General features: G+C 49.0%; 11 protein-coding genes and 1 pseudogene. 8 read left to right on the top strand and 4 right to left on the bottom strand.

The features are described from left to right. Window position 1 precedes the first annotated feature (1 nt). The 5 genes and pseudogenes from GGC63_RS34470 to GGC63_RS15620 all read left to right on the top strand — a co-directional run. A pseudogene (locus tag GGC63_RS34470) lies at window positions 2-1,255 on the top strand (pectate lyase family protein); the annotation flags it as partial. Window positions 1,256-2,209: 954 nt separating this feature from the next. Beyond that, window positions 2,210-3,439 carry an S-layer homology domain-containing protein gene (locus GGC63_RS34465; RefSeq protein ID WP_225948259.1) on the top strand — a complete coding sequence of 410 codons (1,230 nt, stop codon included), beginning with the start codon at window positions 2,210-2,212 and terminating at the stop codon, window positions 3,437-3,439. Between the two features lie 193 nt (window positions 3,440-3,632). Next, entirely contained in the window at window positions 3,633-4,850 is a 1,218-nt protein-coding gene (locus GGC63_RS15630) for a chromate transporter (protein ID WP_192703094.1), read from the top strand. Between the two features lie 114 nt (window positions 4,851-4,964). Beyond that, complete coding sequence (locus GGC63_RS15625) at window positions 4,965-5,603, top strand: histidine phosphatase family protein (RefSeq protein WP_225948239.1); 639 nt, start codon at window positions 4,965-4,967, stop codon at window positions 5,601-5,603. A gap of 191 nt (window positions 5,604-5,794) precedes the next feature. Further along, the gene (locus GGC63_RS15620; protein WP_192703093.1) at window positions 5,795-8,476 is read left to right on the top strand and encodes a UvrD-helicase domain-containing protein; all 2,682 of its coding nucleotides are present in this window, start codon (window positions 5,795-5,797) and stop codon (window positions 8,474-8,476) included. A 93-nt stretch (window positions 8,477-8,569) separates the two neighbouring features. On the opposite strand, the gene GGC63_RS15615 is transcribed toward GGC63_RS15620, so the two are convergent. Genes GGC63_RS15615 through GGC63_RS15600 form a run of 4 tightly spaced genes read right to left on the bottom strand, consistent with a single transcriptional unit; the run spans window position 8,570 to window position 12,309 of the window. Beyond that, entirely contained in the window at window positions 8,570-9,577 is a 1,008-nt protein-coding gene (locus tag GGC63_RS15615; protein WP_192703092.1) for a FecCD family ABC transporter permease, read from the bottom strand. Then, window positions 9,574-10,584: a FecCD family ABC transporter permease gene (locus tag GGC63_RS15610; RefSeq protein WP_192703091.1), complete on the bottom strand. Its 1,011-nt coding sequence runs from the start codon at window positions 10,582-10,584 to the stop codon at window positions 9,574-9,576. Before GGC63_RS15610 ends, GGC63_RS15615 begins: the two co-directional genes overlap by 4 nt. Window positions 10,585-10,590: 6 nt before the next feature. Then, a complete protein-coding gene (locus GGC63_RS15605) occupies window positions 10,591-11,511 on the bottom strand; it encodes an iron-hydroxamate ABC transporter substrate-binding protein (protein WP_192703090.1) in 921 nt (306 codons plus the stop codon). 6 nt (window positions 11,512-11,517) lie between these two features. Further along, on the bottom strand, window positions 11,518-12,309 hold the full coding sequence (locus GGC63_RS15600; RefSeq protein WP_192703089.1) for an ABC transporter ATP-binding protein: 792 nt from the start codon (window positions 12,307-12,309) through the stop codon (window positions 11,518-11,520). Window positions 12,310-12,489: 180 nt separating this feature from the next. Between GGC63_RS15600 and GGC63_RS15595 the strand changes: the two genes are divergently transcribed. The 3 genes from GGC63_RS15595 to GGC63_RS15585 all read left to right on the top strand — a co-directional run bounded on the left by GGC63_RS15595 (window position 12,490) and on the right by GGC63_RS15585 (window position 15,982). Continuing rightward, window positions 12,490-13,539: an NAD(P)/FAD-dependent oxidoreductase gene (locus tag GGC63_RS15595; protein WP_192703088.1), complete on the top strand. Its 1,050-nt coding sequence runs from the start codon at window positions 12,490-12,492 to the stop codon at window positions 13,537-13,539. Window positions 13,540-14,093: 554 nt separating this feature from the next. Beyond that, window positions 14,094-15,518, top strand: coding sequence for a D-alanyl-lipoteichoic acid biosynthesis protein DltD (locus GGC63_RS15590; protein WP_192703087.1), 1,425 nt, complete (start codon window positions 14,094-14,096; stop codon window positions 15,516-15,518). Between the two features lie 95 nt (window positions 15,519-15,613). Beyond that, the gene (locus GGC63_RS15585; protein ID WP_192703086.1) at window positions 15,614-15,982 is read left to right on the top strand and encodes a DUF4180 domain-containing protein; all 369 of its coding nucleotides are present in this window, start codon (window positions 15,614-15,616) and stop codon (window positions 15,980-15,982) included. The last annotated feature ends 6 nt before the right edge of the window (window positions 15,983-15,988 follow it).

Here is a 15,988-nt window from a genome sequence, read left to right as displayed (position 1 = left end):
GATTTCCGTTCCGGTCACTATTAACGTGATCAATACGGATGCTTCGTCGGATATTGGAAAGCAGGTGCTGGCCGTCAACGACGGGTGGGGTTCCTTCACGACGGGAACGACCGGGGGCTCCAAAGCTTCTGCGGCAAATATTTTCACCGTAACCAAACGCAGCGAGCTCATTAAAGCACTCGGAGGCAATAACAGCTCGAATGCGACGAATTCGACGCCGAAGATCATCTACGTCAAGGGCACCATCGACATGAATGTGGATGACAACGATAATCCGGTAGGTATGGATTATTATAAAGACCCGGCATACGACCTCCAGGCTTATCTGGCAGCATACGATCCGGCGGTTTGGGGAACCCGGGTTCCATCTGGGCCATTAGAGACGGCACGTGCCGTTTCGGAAGCGAACCAGGGGAACAAAATCAAAATCAATGTGGGCTCCAATACGACCATTGTCGGCTTACCGGGCTCCAACGCCAAGATTACAGGCGGTAACCTGATGATTCAGAACGTGGATAATGTCATTATCCGCAACATCGAATTCGAGAACGCGTTCGACTATTTCCCTCAATGGGACCCGACAGATGGAGATGCAGGCAACTGGAACTCCGCGTTTGACAGTATCACCGTGAAGAACGCCCAGCATGTTTGGATTGATCACAATACGTTCAGTGATGGAAATAACCGCGATGATTACAACATCAAATATTTCGGGCGGCAATACCAGCAGCATGACGGTGCATTGGATATTTCTAACTCTTCCGATTTGATTACAGTCTCTTATAACTACTTCCATGATCATGATAAAAACACCCTGGTTGGCGGAAGCGACAGTTATACGGACGATCGCGGCAAAGAGAGGATTACGTTCCACCATAATTTTTATCAAAATGTGACGCAGCGCGCACCGCGTGTGCGGTTCGGGCAAGTGCATCTGTATAACAACTATTATGAAGGTACCTTTAATAACGAGAGCTATCCTTTCCTGTACGCTATAGGCGTAGGATTCGAGTCGCATATCGTTGCGCAAAACAACTATTTTGTGCAGGATGAGGGGACATCAGCCGCTTCGCTGATTCAAGTATCACCTGGCGGGACGGAGTTTACAGATACAGGCTCCATACTCAACGGAGTAGAAGTAAATATAGCGCAAAGTAAAGGCGGATTGAGTCCGGCCAACTGGACACCGACGCTGTTCAATCAAATGGACGCAACCGTGGATGTGCCTGCTATTGTCAAATCACAAGCAGGAGCAGAGCATGCACGGTCAGGCGATAAAGCGCCGGGGACACCGGCTGATCTGACAGCAACAGCGGGTGATGCCCAGGTCAGCCTGCAGTGGAGCAGTGTAACAGGAGCAGCCTCGTACAACGTGAAACGCAGCACGACCAAAGGCGGCGTGTATACGACGATTGCAACGAATGTAACGGGAACCAGTTACACAGATAAAGAGCTGACGAACGGAACGACGTACTATTATGTAGTAAGTGCGGTTAATGCCGGGGGAGAAAGCGCGAATTCGGCGGAAGTGAGTGCAGCGCCGACAGCTCCAGTCACTCCGATAGAGCCACCGGCTTCACCGACAGGACTCGTCGCGACAGCAGCGATCAGCCAGGTCAGCCTGCAGTGGAGCAGTGTAACAGGAGCAGCCTCTTACAACGTGAAACGCAGCACGACCAAAGGCGGCGTGTATACGACGATTGCGACGAATGTAACAGGAACCAGTTACACAGATAAAGAGCTGACGAACGGAACGACGTACTATTACGTAGTAAGTGCGGTTAATGCCGGAGGAGAAAGCGCGAATTCGTCGGAAGTGAGTGCAACGCCGACAGCTCCAGTGACTCCGGTAGAGCCACCAGCCGCACCGACAGGACTCGTCGCGACGGCTGTTGTCAGCCAGGTCAGCCTGCAGTGGAGCAGTGTAACAGGAGCAGCCTCGTACAATGTGAAACGCAGCACGACCAAAGGCGGCGCGTATACGACGATTGCGACGAATGTAACAGGAACCAGTTACACGGATGCCGACTTAACGAATTTTGTGACCTACTACTATGTCGTTTCGGCTGTTAATACAGGAGGGGAAAGCGCCAACTCCTCAGAAGTCAGCGCGACTCCTTATTACTCGCGTGGAGGTTCGGGAAGCAGAGGCGGCTCGTCAACGACAACGCCACCCGTAACCACAGAGTCTGCCCAAGACGGCTCGCTTATGTTGAACCTGCCGTCAGTGAGTGGGAAGACCGCAGATGGAAAAGCGGCGGCAAGAGCCACTCTGGAGGGTGCGGCATTAACTCAAGCATTGGAAATCCTTAAAGGCGCAGCGGGGCAGCGCATCTCCATCGAAGTTAAAGGAAATAACGAGCCTGTCGGCCTATTGGAGCTTCCATCCGCCTCAGTAGCGGAGCTTGTCTCCAAAGCACCGAATGCGGTGATTTCCTTGAAGTACGGAGGAGCTTCGTATGATCTGCCATTGAAAGCCATCGATATCGATGCCCTTGCAAGCAAGCTTGGCGCGGCATCCAAGGATGTCAAAATCGTCATTTCGATTGAAAAGGTCAGCGGTGCAGCTCTATCTGCTATCGAAGCGAAGGCCAAGCAGCAGGGCCTGAATCCTTTGGTACCGGCAGTGGACTTTACCGTAACGGCAGAGGATAACAGCGGCAAAGCAATTCAAATCAGCGATTTTGGAGCTCTGTATGTCACTCGCACCTTAGATCTGACTAAGGCTCCGGATTCGAAGACAACGACTGCCGTGCTGTACAACCCGGCGGCAGGCACGTTCAGCTTCGTACCGGCCCTGTTCACTACGGAAGGCGGGGCATCCAAGGCTGTAATAAGACGTCCGGGCAACAGTATTTATACGGTTGTCGAATACTCCAGAACATTTGACGATATCAAAGGACACTGGGCCCAGGCCGATGTGGAGCTGCTAGCCTCCAAGCTTGTGGTCAATGGAGTGACCGACAGCAGCTTTGCACCACAGCATGAGATTACTCGTGCGGAATTCGCAGCGCTTCTGGTTCGAGTTCTAGGCTTGAACGAGACGGCTGCAACGAAATTCCGGGACGTTAAGGCAAACGACTGGTTTGCAGGAGCTATCGGCGCGGCTAGTCAGGCCGGCTTGGTGGACGGCTTTGAGAACGGAACCTTCCAGCCGGAGGCTGCCATTACGCGTGAACAAATGGCGGTAATGATCACTCGCGCCATGAGCGCAGCCGGGAAAAAGGCGGACGTAAGCCCACAAGGCTTGTCCAAGTTCTCGGATTCCGGCCTGGTTAGCGGCTGGGCTAAGGATGCAGTGGCTCAAGCTGTTAATGCGGGAATTATTAACGGTGTGACCAGCGATACGTTCGTGCCTGGCGCCAAGGCCAGCCGTGCGGAAGCGGCCATCATGCTGAAACGATTGCTGCAGTACGAACAGCTTATGAATGAAGAATGAATGACATAGAGGCAACCTGATGTAATACCGGATGCTCCCCTTTAGGCCGAGAGGTTCAATGACCTGCCGCCTTTAGGGGAGTATTTCTATGATTATTAATTTTCTCATAAACCAAAAATCAGCATGACAGGATATGGTATAATGGCCTCGTTGAGAAAAGCTGACGGACATTGGAGAAGGGGCCGGTGGGTTTATGGAACCGAATGAGCAGCATATCGCAGCGGGGGAGCGCAAAGGGAAGGCGGCTGCTCTGCTGGAAGTACTCGGCGTATCTGCCAAATTGGGGCTCACCTCTTTTGGGGGGCCGATTGCGCATCTCGGTTATTTTCATAACGAATACGTAAGCCGAAGAAAATGGATCGATGAACGAAGCTATGCCGATCTGGTAGCGCTGTGTCAATTCCTCCCCGGACCGGCGAGCAGCCAGGTTGGCATTGGCATCGGCATGATAAGAGCCGGGCTGCTTGGAGGCCTGGTCGCTTGGCTGGGTTTCACCCTTCCGTCGGTTATAGCGCTAGCTGCGTTTGCATTCCTGCTCCAAGGCTATGACGTGGGGGATGCCGGGTGGATTCACGGCTTGAAAATCGTCGCCGTAGCGATCGTTGCCCAAGCTGTTCTGGGCATGGGACAAAAGCTTACCCCGGACCGGGAGCGGATCACCATTGCGGTGATAGCTGCTGTCGTGACATTAGCGTGGCCATCGGCCATCAGCCAAATTATTATCCTTACGGCAGCCGGCCTGATAGGCTTGTGGCTGTATCGAAGGAAGCCGGAGAGCGCGGCACCGCACCTTCCTATTACGATTAGCCGATCTCTGGCGGTGGTCTGTCTAAGCTTGTTTTTCATTCTTCTGGTGGTGCTGCCTCTTGTCAGACCGTGGGGAAGCCTGGAATGGGTCGCCCTGTTCGACAGCTTCTACCGCTCGGGCTCGCTGGTATTTGGCGGAGGCCATGTCGTCTTACCCCTGCTGGAACGGGAGGTTGTTCCTATGGGGTGGGTTAGCGAGCATGATTTCCTTGCAGGCTACGGAGCCGCGCAAGCGGTGCCCGGACCGTTGTTCACCTTTGGAGCCTATCTGGGGGCAATGGCAGGAGGTTTATCTGGAGCAATCGTGGCTACTATCGCCATTTTCCTTCCGGCATTTTTGCTCGTTGTCGGGGCGCTTCCGTTTTGGAACGGGCTAAGAAGCCATCCAGGGGTTCAAGGTGCTTTGGCAGGCATTAATGCGGCTGTAGTGGGGCTGTTATTAGCCGCTTTATACAATCCGCTATGGACTTCTGCCATTATCAAGCCGATGGATTTTGCCTTGGCTGTTGTTTTATTCATCCTGCTGGTCTTTTGGAAGCTGCCTCCATGGGTTATCGTACTGGCCGGTGCCGCGGGCGGCGTGCTGCTGAACTTCATAGGATAGATTCGTATAACGGATAATGGACCATAAGCGGTCCTTATCCGTTTTTAATTTTTACCAGTTGGAGGCAAACTACAGGGGAGACACCCACACTATTTGAAAGAAGTGACCCCCACTATGAAAAAGATCGTTTGCAAAGGGCTGCTGGCCCTCCTTCTGCTGTTTCCGTTATTAATGGGCCTGTCGATAGAAAATGCAGCCAAAGCAGCACCGATCGGTCCGGACTTGCTGAACTCGCTCCGTCAAGGCGGGTACATATTGTATGTCCGGCACGGAGAAGCGAATGTCGGACAAGATCAGCCAGGGCTTGCGTTCAGTGACTGCTCCACCCAAAGGAATTTATCGGAGACAGGGAAGCGGCAGGCTGTTGATTTCGGGAACACGATTCGCCGTTTAAGGATACCTGTGCAGTACCCTGTACTGGCGAGTCCGTTTTGCCGGACCAGAGAGACGGCGCAGCTGGCCTTTGGCACTGACCCTGTTCGAGTCGACCCCTTCTGGATTAACATTTACAATCTGGGCGGACATCTGAGCCTCGCGGAACAAGACCGTATCTTGAATGAAACGGCGGCGGTGTTAGAGAAACAACCCGCTGCCGGGGCCAATCAGGTCATTGTTTCCCACAGCTTCCCTCAAGGTGTCGGGTTGGGGGATATCCCCAACTTGGGGACTGTGATCATAAAACCGTTAGGAACAGGCAGAGGCTATGAGATTGTAGGGAGATACACATTAGATGAATTAATGAATGTGAGGTAATAAATTCGGAATTGATCATTTCTGAGGCATTCTGAAGGGAAGCAGGCCCTTAGGAGTGTCTTTTTTTATTGCCACATGACACAAAATAGTAAAATGGAACTAGATTTGATCCGAAAATATAAGAAAGGCTTTCTTTTGCTACATAGACAATTAAGCTGCTCTACTAAGAGAAGAAAAGGAGAGAGCAAGTATTGAGTTTTTTATTGAAGCTGCTTGGTCTCGATAAGACCGACGCCTCCAAGACTGAGAGGAGCACACACGAAACGGTTGAAGCAAAGAAGAATGGCCCTGCGAATCCTTCTGCAAGCGTATCATCTGCAGCATCCTCCGTTCGTCAGGTTGATAATGAAGTGAAGGAACCCCGCGGCTCTAATGCAGACACCTCTATTCCTGGACATACGGTGCGTTCAAAAGAAAGCATAAAAGCTGATCTAGAAAGGGCAAAGCACCTTCGTTCCAGGCATTTGATTGATGCTATAAAATCCGGGCAGGTCAATGAGTCGGAACGGATCCTGTCGGAGGGGATCGACCCTAACGTGTTTGACGATAGCGGCTATAATCCGTTGATGTATTGCGTTCAAAAAGGTTGGGTCTATTTGGCCAAGCTTTTAATACAAGCGGGAGCTGATCCTTATTTAACGAATGAAGTGGGCATATCGGCAATAAAAATGGCGGAAGACAGCAAGCGTCAGCCGATGCTGGGCTTGTTTTCCACGGTGCAAGCCCCAGTTCCCGAGGATAGGAAATGCACGGCAAGCAGCGGCACCAGCCGTTCCTCGGCGGTCCATCCGGCATATGAAGAGGAAAATGCCTATTTGAAAAAGACCCAATCCACTATTGCCCAAGTCATTCAATCTCATAAACGATCTTCTCACAATGGGTTTGGTGCAGGGGACGCCTACGCAGAATCCATATTGCGCAATCGGTATGCAGGAACGATCAAGAGGCTGGAAGAGGCCTATGACAGTCCGTTTTTTGGACGGTATGACTTTCATTCGGATGCAGGGCAGGGCTCCAAAATCTACATCGGCCGCATGGGGATCGAGAGCTATGTAACGAATTGGGAGGCGCCCGCAGCCAATGTATTTTATAAAAAAGAGCTGGGTCCCGTGACTTGTTCGCTTGGAACCGGTGTTGTCACTCTCATAAGGCAAATGACCATTCATAGCGGTACGCTCGTTCGAATTCATGACAGCAATTGGGTAGAACATCAGAAGCAAGACTATTTTGACCCTATTCTCTATGAGAGGCTGCAGCAAAATACGGGTGACTCCTTAAAGGATATTGTTGAAACGATTCAGCCGGAGCAAAATGAAATCATTCGGGCCGACAAAAAAGTCCCTCTCATCATTCAAGGCTCGGCAGGCAGCGGCAAAACGACTATCGCCATACACCGCCTGGCCTATCTGCTGCGAATGCATCCTCATATGACCCCGCAAAGGGTTATCATTTTTGGGCCTAACAAAATGTTTCTGCAATATATTCAAAACGTTTTACCTGACCTCGGCGTAACGGATGTTCAGCAAACGACTTTCGAGGAATGGGCACTAGACTTATTGAAGCTTAAGGGGCATCCCATACAGTATCGAAGCTTCTATGACTCGATACATCCGACGAATAGGTCCGATAATCAACGGCTGGAGCGGATAGCCAAGCTGAAGGGATCATTTGAATACGGCGGGTGGGTCCTTGCTGGGCTGAAATCCTGGATAGACCGTAAGTTCCGGCCGCCTTGCACCTTCGAGGCCCATACCTCGTTCGGAACATTCCGAATCCCTCAGACGGAGATGTCCAAGTGGTTTCAAGAGGATTACCGGTATTCCCCTTACGCCAAAAGACGAGAACAAATCATAAGGCGTATTGAGAATCGCTACGACTCATTCATGAAAGCGTTAGAAGAAGAAACCGGCGAGCATGCGGCAAGGGACCAATCGTTCACGGAGGCGCTGTCCGAGTTCAAGACATTGTGGAGAGCGGTAACGGCATATGACGTTTATTGCGACATTTTGTCCGGACCGGATGCGGCATATGACTTGGCCCAATTGTTTCAATTGAACGGGGAGGAGGCCTCATTCTTTACCCTCAGAGCCGAAGAAATGGCGGGAAAACGGGAAGTCGAGTTTGACGATCTTGCCGTGCTGCTGCAGATTCATAAAGTGCTGTATGGCGATCCGGCTAAATACCAATATGTTATTGTGGATGAAGCTCAAGATTTCAGTGCTATGCAGATCCGGTGTGTGGAGGAAACGGCGGAAGAGGGTTCATTGATGCTGCTGGGGGATTTGGGGCAAAGCATATTTTCCTTCCGGGGCATAGAGCGGTGGGACGAATTGAAGCTGCAAATCAAGCCGGAGTATTATGAATTAAGTACGAGCTACCGCTCTACGATTCCAATTACCCGGTTGGCCAATCGCATTATAGAGCCTTGGAGCAGGGGGCGGTACACGACCTCACTGCCAGTTTTGAGAAATGGGGAAGAACCCGTCATCCGTAGATTTACAGATGATGCGGGCATTGCAGAAGCTATTTTTTCCTTGAAAGACAAATGGATAGAGCGCAAGAGAGTGAATATTGCTATCATCGCCCGCCATTTGGATACCTTAGTGCGTCTCAGGGAAATAATGCCCCCGAACGCCAGAGGAGAAGTGATATCGGATCCGTCGGCAACGTATGAAGGTGGTATGGTATGGATTCCAACCTATCTGGCCAAAGGGCTGGAATTCGATGCGGTGGTCGTTGTTGACGCTTCGTCCTCTCAATATGAGAGTGAGGATGATCTGGCACAGAGATTCTTGTATGTGGCGGCTACCCGAGCGCTCCATGAACTCTTTCTGTTCTACAAGGGTTCTCCCTATCCGGCCCTCATTTCATGACCAAAAAACCAGTCCAACACTTCGGTGTAACGGACTGGTTTGTTTTTTAGCACAATCGAAGCCAAGGCTCCCCCTCAGAGGGCTCTCTTGCAGCTACTTTTTCAGCAGCAAGTACATAAAATAGGGCGCTCCGATCAAAGCAACCATAATGCCCGCTGGAATCCCATCGGGGTCGACGAACTGCCGCCCGATCGTATCGGCGATTAGGAGCAGCCAGGCGCCCAGCAGGATGGCAAGAGGCATAAATAATTGATGCCTTGGACCAACCAGGGCTTTGGCAATATGAGGGGCCATCAGCCCGACGAAAGCTATTCCCCCTGTAACGGAAACGGCTGAGGCGGCTAAGGCCACGGCGGTTAACAGCAAGACGAGTCGTTCCTTCTGGATCGATACCCCGATTCCTACAGCTACAGGCTCATGGAGAGAAAGCAGATTCAATCGTTGGGCCTTGTACAGTACGAAAGGGATAAGGATAATCAGCCAAGGCAGGAGAGCCCCTATAAAAGGCCAATCCACTCCCCATATACTGCCGGCCAGCCACTTGGATATAAAATCGACTTTGGTGCGCTCGGCCGACGATATCAACACAATCATCAGCCCGGAGAGGGCCATGGAAAATCCGACTCCCGTCAGCACCAATTTGATAGGCTGCAGGCCGGTGTGCCGGTTATACGAAAATACATAAATAAGACAAGCCGTAAGACAAGCCCCGGCAAAAGCGACAAGCGGCAGTAAATAAACGAAGGAGCCGGCCTGTACAGGAAAGAACAAAAAGAAAACAGCAATGGCTGCACCTGCCCCGGAGTTAATGCCTATGATGCCGGGATCGGCCAGGTCGTTCCGGGTAATACCTTGAAGAATGGCACCCGAAAGCGCCAAAGCCATACCGGCTAACAGGGTAATCACTATTCTCGGAAGCCGAACGGAGAAGAACACGAACTCTTCCTTGAAGGTGCCTTGACCAAGCAGGGTCGGGATCAGCCGATGATAAGGCAGCTTGGAATATCCCATGCCCATCCCGATAACGATGGTAATGACGATAAGCGCCAGCAGGATGATCAGAATCAGGCGTTGCTTTTTGATTAGGGCCGGATGGATCATGAGTACGCTTTGCCTCCTTTATGCACGATGAACAGAAAGAACGGCAGGCCCATGATAGCGACTACGGCCGCCACCGGGGTCTCATAAGGCGCATTCATCGTACGGCCAAGCGTATCCGCAAGCAGCATGAAGGAGGCTCCTGCCAATGCGGACATGGGAAGGGTGAACCGATAATCCTTGCCCGCGAACGCACGTACGATATGCGGAATCATGAGGCCGATGAAGGTCATGTTTCCGACCAGGGCGACGGAAGCGCCGGCAAGCAGGATCGTGACGACAAACAGGATGGTCTTCACTCTCCAGGTGTTCTGGCCTAAGCCGACAGCCACTTCTTCACTCAGGCTGAGGATTGTCAGCTGCCGGGATAGTACAATGGCAATGAAAATCCCCGTTACGATAAACGGGACGATGATTTGAAGCTGGCTCCACGAGGTCCCGCTGATGCCTCCGGATGTCCACATGGATACATCCTTGGAGATCTTAAAGGCGAGCCCAATCCCTTCCGCAATGGCGTACAAGAAGGTGGAGACAGCAGCCCCGGCCAAAACGAGGCGAAGGGGGGAGAAGCCGCCTTTTCTCATCGCCCCGATCCCGTACACCATCCCGGAGCCGACAGCTGCTCCGACAAAGCAGGCCGCCATAATAGAAACATAATTAGCCGAAGGCAGGAGTGCCATGGTTGCCGCAAGCGCAGCGTTGGCCCCGGCGGTGAGTCCGAGCAGACCGGGGTCGGCAAGGGGATTGCGCGTCATGCCCTGCATGATCGCACCGGATACGGCCAATGCCGCGCCGACGAACATAGCCGCAATTTCACGGGGCAGGCGAATCTCGCGCAGCAGCGAGAGCTTCTCCCCAGCAGCCTGGGAGGTTAGCGCGAGCCAGACGTCTTTGAGCGTCGTATCGGCTGCGCCGAACACCATAGACACCACGAACATAGCAACCAAGCAGACAGCTCCGGCTATCCATTTGTATACGAAAGCGGAGGGACGTTCAGTCTCTTTCTTCATGAGTGATCACCCTAGAAAGCTTTTGATAATGAAATTGAGCTGGTAATCCAATGTTATAGGATCATTGAAGTAGAATGCTTTGGCATCGGCTTCGAAGACGTGATGGTTCTTAACGGCCGGAATATTTTTATACGTGTCAGTTTGCTGAAAGGCATTGTCGGCCTCATTGTTTTTACTGAAAATCACGTAATCGCCGGCATAAGCGGGCAAGACCTCCACAGACAGCGCATAGTAGCCTGCCTTGAGAGCCGTTTCCTTCACTTTATCCGGCATGTTCAGCTTCATGGTTTGGTACAAAATTTCGGTTCCGCGCCCAAAGTTATCTCCATACACATAGAGCTGCTTGTTAAAATTCTCGATAACGGAGACAGTGGCATTTTCGCCGATCTTGGCTTTGATGTCATTTCCGGCTTTTTCGGCGCGCTGTTTAAAGTCGTCTACCCAAGCCTTGGCTTCCTTCTCCTTATTCAACAGCTTGCCGATCTCCAGAAACTGGGTCAAATAATCGACCTTGCCGTAGGTATAAGTGACCGTTGGCGCGATTTGTTTCAGCTTATCGATGTTTTTGATACTGGACAAGCCGATAATCAGATCGGGATCCAGCTCGATGATTTTTTCCAGATTTTCGTCGGATACTTCCTGAACGTTTTTTAATTTGGCATCGAAGTTCGGGTTCATCTTGGACCAGGAGTCGACACCGACCAGATTGACGCCCAGCGACATCACGCTGCCTGCGAAGGAAGAAAGCACAACAACGCGTTTAGGATCGGCGGGGACCTGAATAGGACCGGACTCCGACTGGTAGGTAATGGTTCCGGATGAAGCGGAGTTCTTGGAGGCAGAGCTCCCGGATGGTTGGGCGGCCGGGCTGCCGCAAGCGCTTATGAAGAGCATCAAGGTCAGAAGCGGGATCAGCATTTTATTCATGGGTGGTTACAATCCTTTCATCAAGTTATAGGTCACGCACATAGGCTTGCCGGTTCGAGGATCTCGTCCGATTTCGGCATCGATCTGAAACACCTGCTGGAGCACCTCATGCCGGATGACTTCCTCGCAGCTTCCTGCTTTGACGATCTGTCCGTCCTTGAGCGCGATGATATAGTCAGCAAAACGGGCCGCTTGGTTCAAATCATGGAGCACCATGACAATCGTACGCTCCTGCTCGGCATTCAGCTTCTGCAAAAGCTCCAGCACCTCAAGCTGATGGGCCATGTCCAAATACGTCGTCGGTTCATCCAAAAAGATGATGTCGGTTTCTTGCGCCAGCGCCATGGCGATCCATACACGCTGCCGCTGACCGCCGGATAAGGCATCGACGGGCCGGTACTTAAATGCCTCGATTCCCGTTGCCTGCAGTGCCCAGTGAATCACTTCCATGTCCTTGGGGGTCAGCCGGCCAAGGCCTTTTTGATACGGGAACCGCCCGTACGATACGAGCTCGCCGACCGTTAAGCCGTTTGCTCCTTCGGGCGTTTGCGGCAAAATGGCCATCTTTTGGGCGAGCATTTTCGTATTTTCTTGTGCGATATTGGCACCATCGAGGATAACAGCACCGGACTGATGGGGGACGATCCGTGTGATGGCTTTGAGCAGCGTAGATTTTCCGCATCCGTTCGAGCCGATGATGGCCGTAATTTGCTTATCCGGAATCTTCACGCTCAGATCTTTCACAATCACGCGCTCACCGTAGCCAATGCTCAAATGGTCTGTGTAGAGGCGTACCATGAAGGACCTCCTTTCTTCGTAGCTTACGAAATTATTATTGATAACGATTATCAATATCACTAATCTAATACGATAAAAGGATTTCCTCTTCTTGTCAACCCGTTCTTGAAAAAGTGTCAAATACCGTGTAAAGTTAATTGATAATGATTATCATTTTTATTTAGGTGGAAGGTGACCAATTTGTACGGTGAGGAATTATTTGACGTAACGGTAATAGGAGGAGGCCCGGCGGGGCTTTATTCCACTTTTTATAGCGGTCTGAGAGAGATGAAGACCAAGCTGATCGAATACCAGCCGCAGCTGGGAGGAAAGGTTCATGTATACCCGGAGAAGATGATCTGGGATATCGGGGGCCTCACACCTATTCCCGGCGCTAAGCTCATAGAACAGCTTGTCCAGCAGGGGCTGACGTTTCAGCCTGAGGTGGTGCTGAATGAAAAGGTGCAGTCGATGACACGCAACGACGATGGGATCTTCGTGCTTCATACCGCGTCCGGACGGAAACATTACTCGAAAACGGTCATTGTCGCCGTAGGAAGCGGTATCCTGAAGCCTACCAGGCTGGAGATCGAAGGAGCGGAGCGGTATGAGGTCAGCAATCTGCACTATACGGTGAAATCCTTGAAGCAGTTTAAGGATAAAACCGTTATTATTTCCGGAGGCGGTAATTCCGCCATTGATTGGGCCAATGAGCTGGAGCCGATTGCCCGGCAAGTGTACCTTACTTACCGCAAGGACGCCTTATCCGGCCATGAGTCCCAAGTAACGCAGCTGAAGAACAGCTCGGTTCACTGCTATTTTCAAACGACCATTACCCGATTAATAGCAGCAGCCGATCATGAATCGATTGAATCGGTTGAGCTGACGCATCATGACACAGGCCAGGTCACGTGCCTGCCCGTCGATGAAGTAGTCATCAATCATGGCTATGAACGGGATACGAATCTGCTCGTAAACAGCGGTCTGAATATCGACATGATAAACAGTGACTATATTGCGGGAAACGCCAGCAGCGAAACCTCGGTACCCGGGCTTTATGCAGCCGGAGATATTTTGATGCATGACGGCAAGCTGCATTTGATAGCCGGCGCCTTTCAAGACGCAGCCAATGCCGTGAACAAGGCCAAGCAATTCATTCAGCCTGATGCCAGCAAGAGCGCTATGGTATCGTCGCATAACGAGGTATTTAAAACCCGCAATCGGGAGCTGGTAAAACAGATGATGGAGTAGCCTGATTTTGGTGGGTGGGAATATATGGTACAATGGAGGATGCAGGAGCGGATAGGTCAGGCTCAGCTGCCGATTTTAGGAGCTCGATTGGTCGTTTGCGACAACATTGGGGCTTAAATATTTTCAAGTTTCGTCTTTTTGGATTAACATTTACAACCTAGCTGATATCTGAGTCCTAGAGAAAAAGAGCGGATCAAAATGCAATGACAACAGTGTTATAAAGGTCCCTACTGAAAAAATCAGGTCATTGTTTCCTATGGTTCTCTCAAGGCTTTGATTCAGGAGATATCCCATACTTACTTAGGTGTGTTGATCATCGAATTACAAATGTTGGGTAGAAGCTATAAGAAAAGAAAATCACATTAGCTGCGCTTATGAATGTAAGTTGAAAGGAAAAACAAAAATAATTAAAGGCACTCTGAAGCATCAAGATGCTTTAAGAGCTTCTTTTTATCGTCAGTCAGTAATTAATATGGTAAAATTGCTATGGTAAATATTATGGGTCGGGAAAAATTGATTTTAGAAAGAAAGGGCATGGGATGGTACAGTATACATTGGAGAAACACATTCGAAACCTCGAATTAATAAATCAAATGAGGATTATTTCCGATCAAGAAGCAACTGAGAGTGAAATGTTTTCTTTTATAAATATTTTAGCAGATTTCATTGAGGAAAATCAGCAATACTCGTGGATAACAAACTTTAATGTGGTAGCTGACATACTAGTTGATGCTATTACTTTTTGTAATAGTTCAAATTATGAGTTGAGTAGTTTTAAAGTATTGTTCAACAAGATTCCATCACTCTTAACAAAGTTAATAGATGATATTGAAAAAAATTATTGTATTAATGTTTATTTTGAAGGAAAGGACAAATATGGAGCAATTAAAACTATTTTAAGCGATAGGATTAATTATTTAGGCGATTTTAGGACAAATATAAACTCCATTGATAGGAATACCCCTGAGTTCAACGTTCTTATTATAAGTGAAGAGACGTCTCGGCCTGATGAAATAGATACTATCTTTGATAAAGTCATAAATTATGATAAATGGATGAATGATCTATATATACTGGCTGAGCATTTATACGAATTAAATTATGATTATCATTACCTTTGTAATGCAATAGATGAAGCAAAAAAGCCATCAACAGAAGCCATTATAGTTGGTTCTTCATATGCCATGTTCGGAGTAGACGAGGCCGCTTTAAATAAAAATTCTGTCAACCTATCCCTACCATCCCAGGATTTGTATTATTCTTTTAAGATTGCTAAGGAAGTTATTAATGCCAACAGAAATGTTAAGGAATGTTACATTGGGACTGGTTACTGGACATTCCATTTTGACCTATCCAAATCATTGAAATCTGAAGTTTCTAGAATTGAGAACGTGTACTACCCTATTTTTAATGATAGTAACCATTATGTCTACTCAGGTAAGAAAAAGTTGCAAGATTTCAATGATTATACCGATAGTTTAATCAAAAAAATTTTTAATATAGAATCCATGTTTCAATGGTTTAGCAAAGTCATTTTTCATGATAATAAGACTTACTTCAATAATAAAATTACTAGACAAAAGTATAGCTTATTGGGAAGTTGTCAATTAGGATCTATTAATGAGGAATCCAAGTTTATTATTGGACAGAAGAGAGCGGAGACTCATAATAAATTAATTAAGTACTCAACGACGAGAGTGGAACATGAGAATACAATGTATGAGTTTTTACTGTATTTAGTTAAAAGAAAGATAGAGCCGATCGTAATTAACTTTCCGACTACTCCTTATTATAACAAATATTTAAACCAGGATTTTATAACAGAGTACTATAGTGTAATAAATAATCTCAAATCCAAACTGACCTTTACCTTTTTAGACTTGAATAATAAAGAATTTACTGAAGAAGACTTCACTGATATGGATCATATGAGTGAACTTGGTGCATGGAAAGTTAGTCATTTACTAAAACATAGATAATCGTTCAATAAGAGGTATTACAGTTTGGTGTGTGGGAATATATGGTACAATATAGGACACAGGCTGGCTCTGATTAGCTGGAGGGGAGAGAGGAAATGAACATTGTCATAGATCAAAGGGGCGACTCCAAGGTCGCCGTAATAGAAAGCTCCGACATCGTAATAGGCGACGTTCAAGATGCTTTGGATTTGATGGCAACGGTAAATTACACCGAGGAATGCCATAAAATCCTGCTGAATAAGGCGAATATAACAGAGGACTTCTTCGAGCTGAGAACGAAGCTTGCGGGAGAAATCCTGCAGAAATATACCAACTATCAAGTCAAGCTGGCCGTAGTCGGAGACTTTGAAGGATATAACAGCAAGAGCCTCAGAGATTTTATTTATGAGTGCAACCATGGCAAGCAGTTCTTTTTTGTAAAAGATAACGAAGCCGGTCTTGAGGCGCTTCATAGCGTCAGGTAACAGGGA

The organism is Paenibacillus sp. OAS669 (assembly GCF_014873645.1).
Taxonomy (GTDB): domain Bacteria; phylum Bacillota; class Bacilli; order Paenibacillales; family NBRC-103111; genus Paenibacillus_S; species Paenibacillus_S vulneris.
This window is presented reverse-complemented; position numbering and strand designations above follow the sequence as displayed.

What these genes read in the sequence shown, in the direction of transcription:
- GGC63_RS34465 (WP_225948259.1), top strand. Translation starts at nt 2,210, where the DNA reads ATGTTGAACCTGCCGTCAGTGAGTGGGAAGACCGCAGATGGAAAAGCG.
- GGC63_RS15630 (WP_192703094.1), top strand. Translation starts at nt 3,633, where the DNA reads ATGGAACCGAATGAGCAGCATATCGCAGCGGGGGAGCGCAAAGGGAAG.
- GGC63_RS15625 (WP_225948239.1), top strand. Translation starts at nt 4,965, where the DNA reads ATGAAAAAGATCGTTTGCAAAGGGCTGCTGGCCCTCCTTCTGCTGTTT.
- GGC63_RS15615 (WP_192703092.1), bottom strand. Translation starts at nt 9,577, where the DNA reads ATGATCCATCCGGCCCTAATCAAAAAGCAACGCCTGATTCTGATCATC.
- GGC63_RS15610 (WP_192703091.1), bottom strand. Translation starts at nt 10,584, where the DNA reads ATGAAGAAAGAGACTGAACGTCCCTCCGCTTTCGTATACAAATGGATA.
- GGC63_RS15605 (WP_192703090.1), bottom strand. Translation starts at nt 11,511, where the DNA reads ATGAATAAAATGCTGATCCCGCTTCTGACCTTGATGCTCTTCATAAGC.
- GGC63_RS15600 (WP_192703089.1), bottom strand. Translation starts at nt 12,309, where the DNA reads ATGGTACGCCTCTACACAGACCATTTGAGCATTGGCTACGGTGAGCGC.
- GGC63_RS15585 (WP_192703086.1), top strand. Translation starts at nt 15,614, where the DNA reads ATGAACATTGTCATAGATCAAAGGGGCGACTCCAAGGTCGCCGTAATA.